The sequence below is a fragment of the Tateyamaria sp. LSS28 genome (genome assembly GCF_059611725.1).
Genome location: NZ_JCAPFI010000004.1, coordinates 346694 through 362961 on the forward strand (window position 1 = coordinate 346694; position 16268 = coordinate 362961).

Here is a 16268-nt window from a genome sequence, read left to right on the forward strand (position 1 = left end):
CGCCCCCATGCAGTTTGCTTAACCGTAGCGGTAAGGCCGTCCGGCTTTGACCATGTCGGCGTTGTACTTCTTGAAGATGTCGACCACCTTGCGCTTCGTTTCGCTTTCGGCGGCGATCTCCTCCCAGAAGTCCTGCGCTGCATTCTCGACCTGCGCCCATTCTTCGTCCGGGATCGTGGTTAGCTCCATTTTGGTGCCGTTCACGCGCAGATCGGCTTCACCCCCCCAGTACCAGTGCTGGCGGTAGTAGTGGGACTGTTCACAGCACACTTGGAACAGTTTCTGCAGGTCTTCCGGCAGTTCATTCCAGCGGTCCATATTGGCAAAGAAGTGGCCGATCCACGCCCCCGAGATGTTGTTCGTCAGAAAGTAGTTGGTCACATCCGCCCAGCCCACCGTGTAGTCTTCGGTGATGCCTGACCATGCGATGCCGTCCAGTTCGCCGGTTTGCACGGCAACCTCGATATCCTCCCAAGGCAGGTTGACCGGCACGACGCCAAACTGGCTGAGGAAGCGCCCGGCTGTGGGGAAGGTAAAGATCCGCTTGCCTTTCAGATCCTCAAGGCTGCGGATCGGATCCTTGGTGGCGAAGTGGCAGGGATCCCAGGCGCCTGCGCTGACGTGTTTGACACCGACGGCAGCGTATTCCTCTGCCCAGATGTCGTTCAGCCCATAGCGGTTGAACAGCACCGGTACGTCAAGCGAATAGCGCGAGCCAAAGGGGAAATATCCGCCGAACACGGTGACTTCGGTGGGCGAGGCCATCGAGTCATCGTCCGACTGCACCGCATCAATGGTGCCCCGTTGCATGGCTTGGAACAGCTCGCCCGTGGGCACCAGCTGGTCGGCATAGAACAACTCGATCTGCATGCGGTCGCCCGCGATGTCGTTGAACATCTTGATCGCCGGGTCGATGACCTCGGCGGCCAGTGCCGCGCCTGCATAGGTCTGCATCCGCCACTTGATTGTACTTTGCGCCAGCGCCGGGGCGGCCAGTGTCGCAGCCGGTGCTGCAATGGCAGCCCCCTGAATAAACTTACGTCTTGTTGTCATAGTTTTACTCCTAGTTGGTTGATGCCGGTTGGCCCGGCTTATGAATTCATTTTCCGTAAACGTAATTGGGAAGCCATGTGGCGAGGTCCGGGAAGCTCATCACCAGAGTAAGGGCGAGGACCATCACAAGCACAAACGGCGTAATAGAAGCATAGATATCGCGCAGGGAAATCTCGGGCGGGGCCATCGCGCGCATCAGGAACAGGTTATAGCCAAATGGCGGTGTCATGTAAGCGATCTGGGTCGTGATTGTGTAGAGGATGCCGTACCAGATCAGATCAAAACCAAGAGCGCCGACCAACGGCACGTAAAGCGGCGCAACAATCACCAGCATCGCCGTATCATCCAGAAATGTACCCATCAGGATGAAGCTGAGCTGCATCAGGATAAGGATCATCCAGGGGTTCAGGTTCAGCCGCTCGGTGAACAGGCTTTCGATGGCCTTTACCGCGCCAAGACCGTCAAAGACCGCGCCAAACGCCAGTGCGGCAAGGATGATCCACATGAACATGCAGGTGATGCCCAACGTGTTGCGGACCGAATTTTCAAAGACTTCTCGCGTCATGCGCCCTTTTAAGACTGCCGCTGCAAAGGCGGCCAGAGCGCCGATGGCCGAGCTTTCGACCAGCGATGTCCATCCGTTAACAAAGGGCACCATCATCACGGCAAAGATAAACAACGGCAGCAGCCCGGCGCGCAGCAGCCTCAGTTTCTCGGCGCGGGGCATGTCACGCTCTGCATCATTCAGAACCGGGCCAAGTGCCGGGTTCATCCGGCAACGGATCGCAATGTATGCGATGAACATCGCGGCCATCATCAACCCCGGTACGATGCCCGCCAGCCAGAGCTGTCCGACCGGTTGCCGCGCAATCATTGCGTAGAGAACCAGCACCACCGAAGGCGGCACAAGAATGCCGAGGGATGACCCGGCCTGGATCACGCCGGTGACCATCCGCTTGTCGTACCCGCGTTTCAGAAGCTCGGGCAGGGCGATGGTTGCACCGATGGCCATGCCTGCAACACTCAAGCCGTTCATGGCCGAGATCAGAACCATCAACCCGATGGTGCCAATGGCCAGCCCGCCGCGCAGACCGCCCATCCAGACATGGAACATGCGATAGAGGTCGTCCGCGATCTTGGACTCGCTCAGCACATACCCCATGAAGATGAACATCGGCAGCGTCAGAAGCGGGTACCACTTCATCAGCTTCATGGCCGCTGCAAAGCCGATGTCATACCCGCCGCGATCGCCCCACAAAAGCAGCGCCGCCACAACTGCGATGAACCCGATGGCCCCAAAGACGCGCTGCCCCGTCAGCAACATGAGCATCATGGAGGAGAACATGAGCGTGGCGATCATCTCGTAGGGCATCAGATTTCGGCCCCTTTGAGACGCAGGATGTCTTTGAAGAATTCTGACAGGCACTGCAGGATCATCAGCAGAAAGCCGACAATCATAACGGCCTTAATGGGCCACATGTAGGGACGCCAGGCCGAGGAGGATTGTTCAAGCCGCCCAACCTCCTCGGTGCCGATTAAAACGCCAAGCAGGTAGGAGAACGGCGCATCTTTCCAGTATCCCAACGAATAGGCGGTGGAGCTGACAGCACCATAGAGTAGGACGCAAAGATAGAAGATCAGCAGCAGGACGGTGATCGCGTCGAACCAGGCTTTGCGTCGGACCGACCAGCTTCCGTACAGCAAGTCCATCCTGACATTCGAGCCGAGTTGCAGCGAGTACGGCCCGCCCAGGATATAGTAGCCGACCATGACGAACTGTGCCATTTCCAGCGTCCACAGCGACGGTAGGAAAAACGTCTTGCTGATGGATGAACACAGCAAAATACCCATCAGGGCAAAGATGCCGTACATGGCCACGCGGCCAATGCGATAATTCACCGCGTCCACGCCCTTGATGTAACCGCGCATCAAGCCTTGCATGACGTTTGCTCCAAACTGACACCAAGCGTGGCAAAGGCGTCGACCGCCCAGCTGCTAAGTGTTTTTGCCATGCCAAGCTGCGCGGCTTCACCTGAGATCAGATCGTTGCGGATCTCGATCATGACATTCAAATAACCGTGCGGCACTGCGTGTGTCTTGAGCGTATGGGTGACACCATGCTCGGGGCCATACGGCGCGTTTCGCTGAACCTGCAAGCCTGTGTGGTTCGGCGCTGTTGTCAGGAAGGCGTCCGCCAGCCGCGCGTCTGCATCGTGCAGGATTCCAACTTCAACATCGCGGGCGGAGCCGTTGTAGACCGGTGTGAAACTATGGATCGTGATGATGATGGGGGACGTGCGCGCCTGTATCTGTTCTGCCAACGCGTGGTGGAACGGATAGTAATAGGATTGCGCGCGCTGGGCGCGATCCTGCGTCGTTAGACCTTCATTGCCGGGAATGGCAAAAGCCTCGCTCCTTGCTGGCATGGCATCGGTGGCTTCTGGCGGGCGGTTGCAGTCATAAACCAGTCTAGAGACCTTCGCCTCGACCAGTGCAGCCTGTAGATACTGCGACATGCCCAATGCAACGCCTCGCGCACCGGGATCCCAAGCGACATGGCTGCGCCTTGCGGGTTCGGGCAGGCCCAGATCATCAAACTCGCTCGGGATGAAGTGGCTGGCATGTTCACACACCAAAACCATCGACGAGGCCGCATCGCCCCGCGTAATCTGAACCACATTTTCGGTCTGGTTGCTGTGTGCCATTCGGTCCCCTGCGAACAAACTGGTTGCCAAAAGGCGCATCTGTCAACACAGTTGTGAAAAATTTATCACAAGCAGAGATGCCCTGATAAATTATTGAACAATAGGAGGGCACATGGGTGAGGCGACCCAAACAATCTCGGATCTGATCCAGAGCAAGCTTGATGACCTGACCCGTGCCGAACGGCAGCTGGCGCTGTCCGTATTGCAAAACTATCCGGCATCGGGCCTTGGTACCCTGACAGCGCTGGCACAGAACGCGGGCGTGTCTGTTCCAACCGTTGCGCGCATGGTTCAAAAGCTTGGATACAAAGGGTATCCCGAGTTTCAGGCGGGGCTACGCGAAGAGCTGAAGGCAAAGGTCAAAACCCCGATCGCAAAGCACGAGACGTGGGCAGAGGCCGCACCTTCGGAGCATATTCTCAACCGATTTACCGACGCCGTGATCGAGAATATCCGCCTGACCCTGAGCCAGATTGATCCAGACGCGTTTGATCAAGCGTGCCGCTTAATTGGCGACGAGAGCCGGCATCTTTACATTGTCGGGGGGCGCATCACACACACGCTGGCCGAATACCTGTTCATGCATATGCAGGTCATTCGCCCGAATCTGACACATGTACAAACAACGTCGAACACCTGGCCGCACTATTTGCTCAACGTGCAAGAGGGAGATGTCTTTGTTGTTTTCGATGTGCGTCGCTACGAGAACAACACGCTCAAGCTTGCTGAAATGGCGGACAAACGCGGTGCGAAGATTGTCCTCCTGACAGATCAATGGCGCTCGCCGGTGCATCAACTGGCGCACATATGTTTGAGCAACAGGATTGTTGTTCCGTCGGCATGGGATTCGGCCACGACCATCATGTTGCTGGTGGAAACCATGATCTCGGCCATACAGTCGCTGAATTGGGAAGCCACAAAAGAACGCGTTGAAAACCTGGAAGACATGTTCGATCAGACCAAGCTGTTTCGAAAGTTTACCTGAGTAGCCTTGATCGAAGCTACGTATCCGTTTTTCGAATTGGCCCAATTAATAATATCAACGGGCTTTCTTGCTCTACCAACACGAGGAAGGCGCTCCAAAGTTGGATAGAACCTCGTGATACGGACTGGTCAAACATCCCCCCGTTCCTGATTGTACAAGTATGCACTTCGAGTACCGCGGCGACTCGCCCATCTGCGCATTCTGAAAGTAAGCCGTGGACGTATGAGGGAGTAAGCACCAGTTCTGATGGCATATTTATTTTAAAATCAAATACTTAATATCGTCAACGACTTCAAATGATGAACGCACCTCAAAAATTCATTGACATGATGTACGTTCCTCAAATAGCGTTTCCGCAGGGTCAACGCTCAACGATGGCCCATAGGGAGGATCATATGAAAAAAATGACTTCAGCCGCCGTGGGTGCGGCCCTAATGACGTCTGTCAGCGTGCCAACCATGGCCATGGCAGAGGATTTGACACTGTGCTGGGCCGCCTGGGATCCAGCCAACGCATTGGTAGAACTGAGCAAGGAATTCGAGGCCCAATCCGGCCACAGCATGAATTTCGAATTCATCCCGTGGCCCAATTTTGCCGACCGGATGTTGAATGAGTTAAACTCCGGCGGCAAACTCTGTGACCTGCTGATCGGCGACAGTCAGTGGATCGGCGGCGGGGCTGAGAACGGCCACTACGTCAAGCTGAACGACTTCTTCGATGCCGAAAGCATCAGCATGGACGACTTCGCGCCTGCGACCGTGTACGCCTATTCCACATGGCCCAAGGGCACGCCGAACTACTACGCGCTGCCTGCCATGGGGGACGCCAACGGCTGGTTCTATCGCAAGGACTGGTTCTCTGACCCTGAAATCCAGGCCGCCTTCAAAGAAGCGACAGGTCGCGATCTGGGTGAGCCGCAAAGCCAAAAGGAAATGCTGGAAATCGCCCAGTTCTTCCAGGGCCGCGAGATTGATGGCAAGACCGTATACGGTGCCTCCATCTTCACCGAACGCGGTTCCGAAGGGATCACCATGGGTGTGACCTCGGCGCTCTATCCATGGGGTTTCAAATATGAAAACACCCCCGGCGCCTACGACATGGAAGGGGCGGTCAACTCTCCCGAAGCAGTTGAAGCGCTTGAATTCTATAAAGAGTTCTATGAAACAGCGACGCCGCCCGGCTACACCAACTCCTACATGGGTGAATCGCTCGACGCGTTCAAATCCGGTCAGGTCGCCATGGCGATGAACTGGTTCGCGTTCTTCCCCGGCCTCTACGCTGACCCGAACACCGGCGGGGACAAGATCGACTTCTTCGTGAACCCACCGCAGAACCAAGCCGGTTCGACATTGGGCGGGCAGGGTATCTCGGTCGTGGCCTACTCGGACAAGCAGGACGCAGCGCTTGAGTACATCAAGTGGTTCGCCAACCCGGATGTGCAGGCCAAATGGTGGGAGCTGGGCGGCTACTCGGCCCACAACTCGGTCCTGAACGATCCGGGCTTCAAGGACAGTGCACCGTTTGCCGGTGACTTCCTCGAAGCGATGGGCGCGGTACAGGATTTCTGGCAAGAGCCAGCTTATGCTGAACTGCTGCTGGCCATGCAGAAGCGCATCCACGACTACGTGGTCGCCGATCAGGGCACTGCTCAAGAAGCCCTCGACAAGCTGATCGAGGATTGGACCGAAGTGTTCGAAGACGAAGGCAAACTCTAAGCCATCCCCGGGTGGGCGATGCAGCCCACCCTCTCTCTTCCCGTAGTCTTTGACACTTCCATGGGTGGGCCCACGGGCCCACCCCACAGGACAGGTTTGCCAGATGACAGACACCATCGCCAATCGCGCCGCAAATGCCACACCGCAAAAGGTGGCGCGCAAGATCAAAGGCCTGAGCGACCGCGCCATCGCGTGGATATTTGTCGCCCCCACGATCTTCCTGCTGCTGGCAATCAACATCTTTCCGCTGATCTGGACGATCCAGCTCAGCTTTACCAACTACAAAGCCAACCGACTGAACCGCGAACCCGAATTTATCGGTCTGCGCAATTACGAGCGGATCCTGACGGACAGCGACATCTGGCTGAACATGCAGGCCACCGCGCATTTCCTGTTCTGGACCATCGCGCTGCAGGTGCTGATCGGGTTCACACTGGCGTGGTTGATCAACAAGAAATTCAAGGGCAATGACCTCTGGACCACGATCATTGTGTTGCCCATGATGCTGTCGCCTGCGGTGGTCGGGAACTTCTGGAAGTTCCTCTACCAACCGCAAATCGGGCTCTTCAACTACATCATCGCCTTCTTCACCGGCAAGGAACCGTCAAGCTTCGAAATGCTTGGCTCGGTCCAACTGGCCCCATGGTCCATCGTCATCGTTGACACGTGGATGTGGACGCCCTTCGTGATGCTGATCTGCCTCGCCGGGCTCCGCTCCATACCCGACTACATCTACGAAGCGGCCGAGGTCGATCGCGCCTCAAAACTCCGCCAGTTCTTCACCATCACAATCCCCATGGTACTGCCTTTCTTGATGCTCGCCGTCCTGTTCCGCGGAATCGAGAACTTCAAGATGTTCGATCTGGTGGTGCAACTCACTGGCGGCGGACCGGGTTCGACAACCGAACTCACCTCAATCAACCTAAAACGCGAGGCGTTCGAGAAATGGCGCACCGGATACGCGTCGGCCTACGCCATCATCCTCTTCGTCACGGTGTTCGGCCTTGCCAGCATCTACGTCAAAGCCCTCAACAAAGTGAAGGAACGCTGAGAATGCCCCGATCCATCCTTCATCTTGCAAGAAAAACTTTCGGGGGGCGGCGTGCATGCGCCGGGGGGCAGACAGCCCCCCTCCCAACCCCGACACCCATCGCGGACCTCACATCATGAGCGCCTATTCCGTCACCGAACCCAGCACGCGGTCCAAATGGTTCGCCGGATCGCTGGTCATCCTCTACGCGCTGATCACGATGATCCCGCTGGCATGGATCATGCTCACCGGGTTCAAATCGCCCAGCGATGCCATCAGCTACCCCCCCAAGGTCGTGTTCGAGCCCACGCTTGAAGGCTACGTGAACCTCTTCACCACACGCACGCGGCAAACCCAGGATTTCCTCGAAACCAACCCGCCGCAAAACTGGGCAGACGAGATCGTGCGTGAATACGACATGGTCATCGTCGGCCCTTCGAAATTTGGCGAGCGGTTCCTGAATTCGGTCATCATCGGCTTCGGCTCGACCTTCCTGAGTATCTTCCTCGGCACTCTCGCGGCCTACGCTTTCTCAAGGTTCAAGATCCCGTTAGCCGACGACCTCCTGTTCTTCATCCTCAGTACCAGGATGATGCCGCCCATCGCCGTCGCGATCCCGATCTTCCTGATGTACCGCAACCTCGGCCTCAGCGACACGCATCTGGGCATGATCCTGCTCTACACGGCCGTGAACATCTCGCTGGCTGTCTGGCTGCTCAAAGGGTTCATCGATGAAATCCCCCGCGAGTACGAAGAGGCGGCGCTAATCGACGGCTACACAAGGTTCCAAGCGTTCTACAAAGTGGTGCTGCCCCAAGCGGCCACGGGCATCGCCTCCACGGCTATCTTCTGCCTGATCTTTGCCTGGAACGAATACGCCTTCGCGGTGCTGCTGACATCTGCCACGGCCCAGACAGCCCCGCCCTTCATTCCAACCATCATCGGCGTCGGCGGCCTCGACTGGCCCGCGGTCGCAGCGGGGGCCACGATCTTCCTGCTGCCCGTGATGATCTTCACCATCCTGCTGCGCAAACACCTTCTGCGCGGGATCACATTCGGAGCGGTGCGCAAATGACCCGTCTATGTCGGACCACAACATCTTGGTGCACCGGGGGGGTGCCGGTGGGGTGCACGGGGGGTGTACGGATGCTGTACGGATGTCACCCCCCCGTTTTCAGCCAATCGGAGGGCACATCATGAGAGGGTTCTTCACAGGCCTCATGCGCCTGCGCCGCGGCCCGTGGGAGGCGCTGGCGACCATCATCATCGCCCTGGGCGTCTTCATGCTGATGCAGCCCTTCGTGCTCTGGGCCTTCACCTATTCCTTCATCACGACGCTGGTGGGCACGGTTATGTTCATCGTCGTCAGCCACTTTCCGGAGGGTGAATGACATGTGGGAACAAGCCTGCCCGATCCTGCCCTCGCGTGACTTCGACGCGACCCAGGCCTTCTACGCTCAACTCGATTTTGACACCTGGTACAAGGACAACGACTACCTTCTGATGAACCGCGACAAGGTCGAACTTCACTTCTTCTCACACCCCAAACACACCCCCGAAACCTGCAACCACGGGGTCTATATCCGTCCCAAATCGGTCGATGCGTTGTCTGATCAAATCGCAAAGCTGGACCTGCCGCGCGCAGGTGCCTTCCCGAAATTTCTGCCCGCCGAAAACAAGCCGTGGGGTATGCGCGAAGCCACGCTATGGGACCCCGACGGCACCCTCTTGCGGATTGGCGAGGAGACTACAGATGGCTGAAATTGTTATCAAAAACGTTCGCAAGGAATTCGGCGATTTCGTCGCGGTTCGGGAAAGCTCCTTCACCATCGAGGACGGCGAATTCTTCATGCTGCTGGGTCCCTCGGGCTGCGGCAAGACCACAACGCTCCGTATGATCGCAGGTCTCGAACTGCCCACCAGCGGCGAAATTTTCCTCGACGGGGAAGAGATAGGCCAGCGCCCTCCCTCCGAACGCGACATCGCCTTCGTTTTCCAAATGTTCGCGCTCTATCCGCACATGAACGTCTACAAGAATCTCAGCTACCCGCTGGTCAGCCAGGGCATGCCGCGCGCGCAGGTGCGGGCGAAGGTTGACGAGGTCGCGACAATCCTCGGGATCAAGGACATTCTCAAGAAACCCGTGGGCGGGTTGTCGGGCGGCGACCGCCAACGCGTAGCACTGGGCCGCGCCATCGTACGCGAGCCCAAAGCCTTCATGATGGACGAACCACTGGGTGCACTTGACGCTGAATTCCGCGAACACATGGCCGAAGAACTGCGCGCCCTGCACGACCGCATGGGCGCCACCACCGTCTATGTCACCCATGACCAGCTAGAGGCCATGCAGATGGGCGACAAGATTGTGGTGATGAACAACGCCGTGGTCGAACAGTTTGGCAAACCACAAGACATCTACGACATGCCCGCCACGATGTTTGTCGCTGACTTTATCGGGTCGCCCTCCATGAACTTCCTGAATTTCAACGGAAAAGTAGGTAACGGACAGGCGCAGATACAGCTGAACAATCAGCCCATGGCTGTCCCTCAACTGCGCGAGGGTGCGGAAGGCGATCTGATTTTTGGCGTCCGCCCCGAGCATATCCACCTATCATCAGACGGCGATTACCGCAGCAAAGTGCTGGCCACCGAATACCTTGGCACCACTCAAATCGTGACACTCGACACGCCCAATGGTGAGATCAAAGCACGTATCGCGTCCGACCAACCCGCAAGCGTCGGCGAAACGGTCGGCCTTGGCTTCAATGGCCGAACAGTGACGTTGTTCGACAAGGCATCCGGCCGCGCGCTGCGGTCGGAACTCAATGAAGGAGTGCTCGCCCATGGCTGAGGTGCAACTGAGCGGCGTCTCCAAATCTTTTAAGTCGACAAAGGCCGTGATTGACATGGACCTGACCATTCCCGATGGCGCGTTTGTCGTGCTGCTTGGGCCAACAGGGGCGGGTAAGACCACGACCCTGCGCCTGATCGCGGGGCTGGAAAAGCCGGACACGGGGGACATTCACATTGGCGGCGCCTCCGTAACGGATCTGACGCCGGCGCAACGCGACGTGGCGATGGTTTTCCAGCAATACTCGCTCTATCCGCACATGTCCGTGCGGGACAATTTGGCCTTTCCGTTGCGCTCGCCCATTCTGAAAACACCCGAGGACGAGATTGCGCGCAAGGTGCAAGAGGTGGCCGACGTGCTGCACATCCCGCACAAGCTCGACAATAAGGCAACCGAACTGTCGGGGGGCGAAATGCAGCGTGTGTCCATCGGGCGCGCGCTTGTGCGCGATCCGCAGGTTTACCTGATGGATGAGCCGCTTAGCTCGCTCGATGCCAAGCTGCGCGCGGACCTGCGGATCGAGTTGAAACGCATCCATGCAGAACTGGCAGCGACGCTCCTTTACGTGACCCATGACCAGATCGAGGCGATGACCATGGCCACCCATGTGGGCGTGCTGGACGAGGGCCGTTTGGTGCAGTTCGGCACCCCGCGCGACATCTACGAAAACCCGCGCACGGCCTATGTAGCCGCGCGTCTAGGCCAGCCCCGCATCAACCTCCTTCCTGTTGGTTTGTTGGGAGAGGACGCGCCTGCGGGCGCGCATCAAGTTGGATTGCGACCTGAAAACATCCGGCATGGATCGGGCCGTGATGCTCAGGTTGTGCGCGTGGAACACCTGGGGGACCAGACACGGTTGCACCTGAAAGTTGCGGACCATGATGTCATCACTTTGACGGATCCACATACGTCGTTGAACGCGGGCGAAACGATCCAGATTGCACCGGAAAACCCCGTCTTCTTTGACGCCGCAGGCGCGCGGATCACCTGAGAAAGGACAAGCACATGACACAATTCGTCAATGCGAAAGAGGATTTGGTCAAGGAAGCCATTGACGGGCTGCTGGCCTGCTCGGGCGGGGCTTTGACAAGGCTCGACGGGTATCCGCATATCAAGGTGGTTTACCGGTCTGACTGGAGCCGTGATCGGGTGGCGTTGATCTCTGGCGGCGGCTCGGGCCATGAACCGGCACATGCGGGCTTTGTGGGTCCCGGCATGTTGACCGCCGCGGTCTGTGGAGAGGTGTTTGCCTCACCTTCGGTCGAGGCTGTGCTGGCTGGTATTCTTGCCGTGACTGGAGAGGCGGGTTGCCTGCTGATCGTCAAGAATTACACCGGAGACCGGTTGAATTTCGGCCTCGCGGCAGAGCGCGCCCGCGCGCTGGGGCGCAAGGTCGAGATGGTGGTGGTCGATGATGACATTGCGCTGCCCGATCTACCGCAACCGCGTGGAGTTGCGGGCACGCTCTTTGTCCACAAGATTGCGGGTGCCATGGCCGAAGCGGGCAAACAGCTTGAGGATGTGGCGGCTGCTGCGCGTCGGATCATAAAGAATGTGGCGTCCATCGGCACCAGCCTCGACACCTGCACGGTTCCGGGGTCGCCCAAGGAAAACCGCATTCCCACCGGCAAGGCAGAGCTGGGCCTTGGGATTCATGGTGAACCGGGTGTGGAACAGGTCGACTTTTCGGGCGCGGCAGAGGCGATGGATCTGGTCCTGACCAAACTGCGCGACCATGCGCCCGATGGTCCATGTGTTGCATTGGTCAATAATCTTGGATCGACCACACCCCTCGAGATGTCCGTGCTGTGCCATAGGCTGGCACAAGCGGACATTGCCAGCCATGTCATTGGCCCGGCCTTGATGATGACATCGCTTGATATGCACGGGTTCTCCGTATCGGTTTTGCCCACAACGCAAGAGGATTTGGACGCGCTGGCTGAACCCGTCCCGATGGCGGCATGGCCGGGAATGCAGGCACTGGTGGATGTGCCCGTGACCGCTTTGCCGGATGGGTTGACCCCCATCGAACCCATCCCCTCTGCCAACGTGCAGACCCGGAATACGATTGATCAAGTCGCTGACGTCCTTATCGCGGCGGAAAGCACCTTGAACGAGTTAGATGCCAAGTCCGGTGATGGAGACACGGGCAGCACCCTCGCGACAGCGGCGCGCGCGCTCAAAGACCGGCTGGATGCAATGCCTCTGGCGGATCTCACCCAGCTTTTCCCCGCGCTAGGGAATGAGTTGAGCCAGACGATGGGCGGATCATCTGGTGTCATCCTTGCCATATACTTCAATGCGGCAGGGGATGCTTGTGCTGGCGGCGCACCAGTGCAGAAGGCGTTGGCCGAAGGCCTGAAGCGCGTGAGTGACGTGGGCGGGGCGCAGGTGGGTGATCGCACGATGATCGACGCGCTTGCTCCGGCGCTGGAGGCACTTTCAGTCGGGATAGATGCGTCGGCGACCGCGGCGCGCAAAGGGGCCGACAACACGGCACATATTCACCGTGCAAAAGCGGGGCGTGCGGCGTATGTGCCCTCGGAGAATTTGAAGGGGCACAATGACCCAGGGGCCGAGGCAGTAGCGATGGTCTTTGAAGGGTTGGCCAAAGCCATGAAAGGGTAGGCGCGGTTGAACAAGCAGGACGCCAAGACCGGTATCAAACCAACCGTCAATGACATCGCGCGCGTGGCGGGCGTGTCGCTTGCGACGGTTGATCGAGTGTTGAATGCACGGCCTGGCGTTCGATCCGTGACTATCGAAAAGGTCAACAAGGCCATTGCCGAGTTGGGTTACGTTCGTGACACGGCTGCTGCAAATCTGGCGCGCGGCCGGGTCTATAACCTGCTGTTTATCCTGCCGGATACGGCCAATGAATTTGTGGTGGCACTGGATCATCATGTGACCGAACAGGCCATCAAGCTACGCCACCAGAGGACAACGCTGGACACAGTGCGGGTCCCCCCCTTCGACCCGCAAGCCATTGTTCAGACACTGGACGATGTGGATGCAAACCGGACGGACGGGGTGGCGGTGTTCGGGCCAGAAACGCCATCGGTTCGCGATGCGGTCAGGCGCGCCCGCGCCCGCGGGATCGTTGTCGTCGCCCTGGTCGCGGATTTGCCCAGTTCCGAGCGTGACCACTTTATCGGCGTTGACAACGTGGCCGCTGGCAGAACCGCGGCACACCTGATGGGGCGCTTTGCCAGACAAAGCGGGCGTGTGCTGGTCATCACGGGATCACGGCTAGCCCGCGATCATCTTGAGCGGCGCAAGGGCTTTGATGCCGTCATGTCCGAACAGTTCCCGGAGTTGGATGTTGTTGCTTCGATCGAGGGACGGGATGATCCAGAGCTGATCCGCAAGATGCTGCCAGACGTCTTTGCGTCCTACCCTGACCTTTGCGGGATATATTCCTCAGCTGCTGGCAATCCCGGCCTGATCCAGTACCTGAGCGATAATCCGCACCCCGGTCTGACCGTCATTGCGCACGAACTTACACCCACTTCGCGCATCGCTTTGAACAATGACGTGTTCGATGCCATCATATCGCAGGATACCGGTCACCTTGTGCGATCTGCCATACGGCTGATGAAAGCCACGGCAGACCGTCAGCCCATTGATCACACGCAAGAACGCATTCGCATCGATATCTATCTGAAGGAAAACATGCCGACCCCCTGATCGGCATGATGGGAGGAGACACCATGAAAACTATCAAAGGTCCGGCGCTGTTTCTGGCGCAGTTTGCAGGCGATGACGCGCCGTTTAATTCTTGGGATGCCATCACCAAGTGGGCCGCCGATTGCGGCTACAAAGGCGTGCAGGTTCCCAGTTGGGATGGGCGCTTGATCGACTTGGCTACCGCGGCCGAGAGCAAGGATTATTGCGACACGTTCAAGGGGCAGGCCGCCGAAAACGGGGTTGAGGTGACCGAGCTGTCCACCCATCTTCAGGGGCAGCTGGTTGCAGTTCACCCGGCTTATGACGAAGCGTTTGACGGGTTTGCTGCTGAATCTGTGCGGGGCAATCCCAAGGCACGGCAGGCATGGGCCGTGGATCAGGTGAAACAGGCGATCTCGGCCTCGGCCAATATGGGCATCGGTGCACATGCCACGTTCTCTGGCGCGCTGGCATGGCCTTATATCTATCCATGGCCTCAGCGCCCGGCAGGTCTGGTCGAGACCGCCTTTGACGAGCTTGCAGCCCGTTGGCGTCCGATCCTTGATCATGCCGAGGAAAACGGGGTCGATATCTGCTATGAAATCCACCCCGGAGAAGACCTGCACGACGGGGTGACCTTCGAGATGTTCCTTGAGCGTGTGGACAATCACGCACGTTGCAACATGCTCTACGACCCGAGCCACTATGTCCTGCAGTGCCTTGATTACCTTGATAATATCGACATCTACAAAGATCGTATCCGGATGTTCCACGTCAAGGATGCCGAGTTCAATCCGACGGGACGGCAGGGCGTGTATTCCGGATATCAAAGCTGGGTCGACCGCGCGGGTCGATTCCGGTCGCTCGGTGACGGGCAGGTCGACTTCGCAGCAGTGTTTTCCAAGATGGCAGCCAATGACTTTGATGGTTGGGCCGTGGTGGAATGGGAATGCTGTCTGAAGCATCCTGAAGACGGGGCGCGCGAGGGTGCCCAGTTCGTGTCTGATCATATTATCCGCGTAACCGAACGTGCTTTTGACGACTTTGCCGATGGGGGCACAGACGAGGCGGCCAACCGCAAGATGCTGGGGATCGACTGATGGCAGACTGTATCAAGCTGGGCATGGTTGGTGGCGGCAACGACGCCTTTATTGGTGGGGTACACCGTATTGCCAGTCGGATTGACGACCGGTTCGAACTTGTGGCCGGTGCGCTGAGTTCGACGCCGGAAAAATCTCAGGCCAGCGGTGCGGCTCTTGGTCTGCCGCGCATCTATGACGACTACAAACAGATGGCGCAGCGTGAGGCGCGGCGGAAGGACGGAATTGACGCCGTCAGTATCGTGACACCGAACCACGTGCACTATGCAGCGGCGCGTGAGTTTTTGAAGCGCGGTATTCACGTGATCTGTGACAAGCCGCTCACATCGACTTTGGCGGATGCCAAGAAACTGGTGAAGGCCGCCGAAGACAGCGACGCGCTGTTCATCCTGACCCATAACTACACGGGCTATCCCATGGTGCGTCAGGCGCGCGAGATGGTGGCGAATGGGGACATTGGGACCATCCGTGTGGTGCAGGTCGAGTATCCGCAGGACTGGCTGACCGTCGAGCAGGATTTCAAGCAAGCCGAATGGCGCACCGATCCGGCACGGTCCGGTGCTGGCGGGTCTACGGGTGACATCGGCACCCACGCATTCAACCTTGCTTGCTTTGTCACAGGTTTGGAGGTCGACAGTCTGGCTGCAGATCTGGAAGCTTTCGTGCCCGGTCGGCAGGTCGACGACAACGGTCATGTCATGTTGCGGTTCGATGGCGGAGCCAAGGGGATGCTGTGGTGCAGCCAAGTGGCGCCGGGCAATGAAAACGCACTGCGCATTCGGGTCTATGGCGACAAGGGTGGCCTCGAATGGGCGCAGGAAGATCCGAACTACCTGTGGCACACGCCGTTTGGAGAGCCCAAGCGCCTTATCACACGCAATGGGGCTGGGGCAGGGGATGCCGCCGGGCGCGTCTCACGCATCCCGCCCGGGCATCCAGAAGGCTATCTGGAAGGGTTCGCCAATATCTATACCGAGGCTGCTACTGCCATCGCCGCTGTCAAGGCGGGCGAGGCGGTGCCGGAGGATGTGATGTATCCGACGATACATGATGGGCTGAAAGGCGTGCAGTTCGTATCGGCCTGCGTCAAATCCTCGGCCCGCAATGCGGCATGGGTGAAACTGGACCACTGACAAAACGGGTACAGGGGCGGCTTGACCCGC

16 protein-coding genes are annotated in these 16268 nt (G+C 58.3%); 12 read left to right on the top strand and 4 right to left on the bottom strand.

What is annotated here, in order from left to right; genetic code table 11:
• Positions 1 to 18 precede the first annotated feature (18 nt).
• From AC53L6_RS14220 to AC53L6_RS14235, 4 genes are read right to left on the bottom strand one after another with little or no spacing between them, the layout of a single operon-like run.
• A complete protein-coding gene (locus AC53L6_RS14220; protein ID WP_299598982.1) occupies positions 19 to 1053 on the bottom strand; it encodes a TRAP transporter substrate-binding protein in 1035 nt (344 codons plus the stop codon).
• A gap of 46 nt (positions 1054 to 1099) precedes the next feature.
• Positions 1100 to 2425 carry a TRAP transporter large permease gene (locus AC53L6_RS14225; RefSeq protein ID WP_496908312.1) on the bottom strand — a complete coding sequence of 442 codons (1326 nt, stop codon included), beginning with the start codon at positions 2423 to 2425 and terminating at the stop codon, positions 1100 to 1102.
• Positions 2425 to 2994 (bottom strand): TRAP transporter small permease subunit, encoded by a 570-nt coding sequence (locus AC53L6_RS14230; protein WP_496908313.1) that lies wholly within the window; start codon positions 2992 to 2994, stop codon positions 2425 to 2427. Before AC53L6_RS14230 ends, AC53L6_RS14225 begins: the two co-directional genes overlap by 1 nt.
• Positions 2982 to 3758 carry an N-formylglutamate amidohydrolase gene (locus tag AC53L6_RS14235; RefSeq protein WP_496908314.1) on the bottom strand — a complete coding sequence of 259 codons (777 nt, stop codon included), beginning with the start codon at positions 3756 to 3758 and terminating at the stop codon, positions 2982 to 2984. The genes AC53L6_RS14230 and AC53L6_RS14235 overlap by 13 nt, the downstream gene beginning before the upstream one ends.
• 112 nt (positions 3759 to 3870) lie before the next feature.
• Between AC53L6_RS14235 and AC53L6_RS14240 the strand changes: the two genes are divergently transcribed.
• From AC53L6_RS14240 to AC53L6_RS14295, 12 genes are all read left to right on the top strand, one after another.
• Positions 3871 to 4743, top strand: coding sequence for a MurR/RpiR family transcriptional regulator (locus AC53L6_RS14240; protein WP_299698871.1), 873 nt, complete (start codon positions 3871 to 3873; stop codon positions 4741 to 4743).
• A 404-nt stretch (positions 4744 to 5147) separates the two neighbouring features.
• Positions 5148 to 6458, top strand: a complete 1311-nt coding sequence (locus AC53L6_RS14245) for an ABC transporter substrate-binding protein (RefSeq protein ID WP_496908518.1) — start codon at positions 5148 to 5150, stop codon at positions 6456 to 6458.
• Positions 6459 to 6561: 103 nt separating this feature from the next.
• Positions 6562 to 7509 carry a carbohydrate ABC transporter permease gene (locus AC53L6_RS14250; RefSeq protein WP_299202234.1) on the top strand — a complete coding sequence of 316 codons (948 nt, stop codon included), beginning with the start codon at positions 6562 to 6564 and terminating at the stop codon, positions 7507 to 7509.
• A 115-nt stretch (positions 7510 to 7624) separates the two neighbouring features.
• Complete coding sequence (locus AC53L6_RS14255) at positions 7625 to 8563, top strand: carbohydrate ABC transporter permease (RefSeq protein WP_299202237.1); 939 nt, start codon at positions 7625 to 7627, stop codon at positions 8561 to 8563.
• Between the two features lie 121 nt (positions 8564 to 8684).
• On the top strand, positions 8685 to 8879 hold the full coding sequence (locus tag AC53L6_RS14260; RefSeq protein ID WP_299202240.1) for a hypothetical protein: 195 nt from the start codon (positions 8685 to 8687) through the stop codon (positions 8877 to 8879).
• Position 8880: 1 nt separating this feature from the next.
• Positions 8881 to 9249: a bleomycin resistance protein gene (locus AC53L6_RS14265; protein WP_496908315.1), complete on the top strand. Its 369-nt coding sequence runs from the start codon at positions 8881 to 8883 to the stop codon at positions 9247 to 9249.
• Positions 9242 to 10339, top strand: a complete 1098-nt coding sequence (locus AC53L6_RS14270; protein WP_496908316.1) for an ABC transporter ATP-binding protein — start codon at positions 9242 to 9244, stop codon at positions 10337 to 10339. The genes AC53L6_RS14265 and AC53L6_RS14270 overlap by 8 nt, the downstream gene beginning before the upstream one ends.
• Positions 10332 to 11330 (top strand): ABC transporter ATP-binding protein, encoded by a 999-nt coding sequence (locus AC53L6_RS14275; protein WP_299202249.1) that lies wholly within the window; start codon positions 10332 to 10334, stop codon positions 11328 to 11330. Before AC53L6_RS14270 ends, AC53L6_RS14275 begins: the two co-directional genes overlap by 8 nt.
• A 14-nt stretch (positions 11331 to 11344) precedes the next feature.
• Positions 11345 to 12967: a dihydroxyacetone kinase subunit DhaK gene (locus AC53L6_RS14280; protein ID WP_496908317.1), complete on the top strand. Its 1623-nt coding sequence runs from the start codon at positions 11345 to 11347 to the stop codon at positions 12965 to 12967.
• Positions 12968 to 12973: 6 nt separating this feature from the next.
• Positions 12974 to 14026, top strand: coding sequence for a LacI family DNA-binding transcriptional regulator (locus tag AC53L6_RS14285; protein ID WP_496908318.1), 1053 nt, complete (start codon positions 12974 to 12976; stop codon positions 14024 to 14026).
• A gap of 23 nt (positions 14027 to 14049) precedes the next feature.
• Positions 14050 to 15105 carry a sugar phosphate isomerase/epimerase family protein gene (locus AC53L6_RS14290; protein WP_496908319.1) on the top strand — a complete coding sequence of 352 codons (1056 nt, stop codon included), beginning with the start codon at positions 14050 to 14052 and terminating at the stop codon, positions 15103 to 15105.
• On the top strand, positions 15105 to 16238 hold the full coding sequence (locus tag AC53L6_RS14295) for a Gfo/Idh/MocA family protein (RefSeq protein ID WP_496908320.1): 1134 nt from the start codon (positions 15105 to 15107) through the stop codon (positions 16236 to 16238). Before AC53L6_RS14290 ends, AC53L6_RS14295 begins: the two co-directional genes overlap by 1 nt.
• Positions 16239 to 16268: the final 30 nt, after the last annotated feature.